Annotated in this window: 3 protein-coding genes; 2 read left to right on the top strand and 1 reads right to left on the bottom strand. The window is 55.1% G+C overall.

The window, feature by feature from the left end; genetic code table 11:
- Positions 1–190 (bottom strand): class I tRNA ligase family protein (locus AC1D35_RS35930; protein WP_477942752.1); only part of this gene is annotated, 190 nt, incomplete at its 3' end.
- Between the two features lie 194 nt (positions 191–384).
- On the opposite strand from AC1D35_RS35930, the gene AC1D35_RS35925 reads away from it, so the two are divergent.
- Positions 385–1,044, top strand: a complete 660-nt coding sequence (locus tag AC1D35_RS35925) for a YggS family pyridoxal phosphate-dependent enzyme (protein ID WP_113310238.1) — start codon at positions 385–387, stop codon at positions 1,042–1,044.
- A 416-nt stretch (positions 1,045–1,460) separates the two neighbouring features.
- The coding region (locus AC1D35_RS35920) for a flagellin N-terminal helical domain-containing protein (protein WP_477942749.1) at positions 1,461–1,718 on the top strand (258 nt) is incomplete at its 3' end.

Genomic DNA, 1,718 nt, shown 5'->3' with positions numbered 1-1,718 from the left:
CCACGACGTCGCCCATGGCGTAGTTGCGGACATGGCCCATGTGGATGCGGCCCGACGGATAAGGGAACATCTCTAGGACGTAATATTTCTCGCGCGGATCGGAGTTGTCGGTCTCGAAGACCTTTTCCTCGTTCCATTTCTGCTGCCAGCGGGGCTCAGCATCGCGCGGATTGTAACGTTCGGTGGCCATGTATCAGAATTTCCGGAAAATCAGGGGAGGTTGGTCGAGACCTTCACCATGAAACCACACAAGCGTCAAGTTTTGCGGGCGCTTCATGCGTTCGATCTCGGCTTTGAGGCGATTTTGCAGAGAGAAGTCTTGGCAAGGCTACGGCAGCCCAGTAGTGCATGCCGATGGATTTAGCCTGATGTCGGGACAAAGCGATGGAACTTCAAGAGCGATTGAACGAAGTATGGTCTAAGGTCGGTGCTGCGGAGCGGGATGCGGGTCGTCAGGCGCACACAGTGCAGCTCGTGGCAGTATCTAAGACCTTCGAGGCAGACACCATTCGCCTGGCAATCGAAGCCGGCCAGCGCATCTTCGGAGAAAACCGTGTTCAGGAAAGCCAGGGAAAATGGCCGGAGCTGAAGGCGGAAACGCCCGGCATCGAGCTGCACCTCATCGGCCCGCTTCAGTCCAACAAGGCTGCCGAAGCGGTCGCGCTCTTCGACGTCATCGAGACCATTGACCGTGAGAAGATTGCGCGTGCCATTGCCGAGGAAATGAAGCGGCAGGGCAAGGCGCTGCGTCTCTATGTACAGGTCAATACCGGCCTGGAGCCACAGAAGGCCGGCATAGTACCAGAGGATACAGCGACTTTCGTAAACTTCTGTCGCGATGAGCTCGGTCTTATCATCGAGGGGCTGATGTGTATTCCGCCGGCGGAAGAGAATCCCGGCCCGCATTTCGCCTTGCTCACCAAGCTTGCCGAAAAAAGTGGCGTGAAAAAGCTTTCGATGGGCATGTCCGGCGATTACGAAACTGCCATCGCGTTCGGCGCCACCAGCGTGCGCGTCGGCTCGGCGATTTTCGGAGCACGTTAACGAATAGCGGAAATACGCTCTTCGAATCAGAGGATCACTCATGATTGGGATGGGGTATCCAGCGGCCGTTGTTTGGAAAGCGATAATATTCATTAATATGAAAAAAGTTTAAGCCGGTGGTTTCCCTGGTTAACGCGCTATCACGCGACGGTCGCAAAAATCCCATAAGCTACTTAAATCATTGCGTAATTTTTGTCGATCCTCTTGGCTTTTCCAAAGTTCGTCGAGCGCTGCCGCAAGCCCTAACGAGAGCTTAAATTAAATTTTCCGCAAAGCTAATTGAGGAATTATTAACTATGTTGGGCGCAACCATTCGTTAACGGCAATGACCCGGCTCTCTCGGGTTTTGCATGAAGCGTCGCCGTTACCGGACTCGTCCGGATGACCCCTTTCACTTTGATTGCGGAAAACGGAACATGACAAGCATCCTTACCAACAACGCTGCTATGGCAGCGCTGCAGACCTTGCGCGGCGTAAATGACAGCCTCAAGGATACCCAGGGCCGAGTCTCCTCGGGCTATCGCATCGACAAAGCTGCTGACAACGCTGCCTATTGGTCCATCGCGACGACCATGCGTTCGGACAACAAGGCCCTCTCGGCCGTTTCCGACGCCCTCGGCCTCGGCGCTGCCAAGGTCGATACGGCCTACACCGCCATGGACAACGCCATCGAC

This window comes from Rhizobium sp. P1_E6 (genome assembly GCF_056405875.1).
The sequence above is the reverse complement of the archived record's forward strand: the minus strand, read 5'-3'. Positions and strand labels throughout refer to the sequence as shown.

What these genes read in the sequence shown, in the direction of transcription:
- AC1D35_RS35925 (WP_113310238.1), top strand. Translation starts at nt 385, where the DNA reads ATGGAACTTCAAGAGCGATTGAACGAAGTATGGTCTAAGGTCGGTGCT.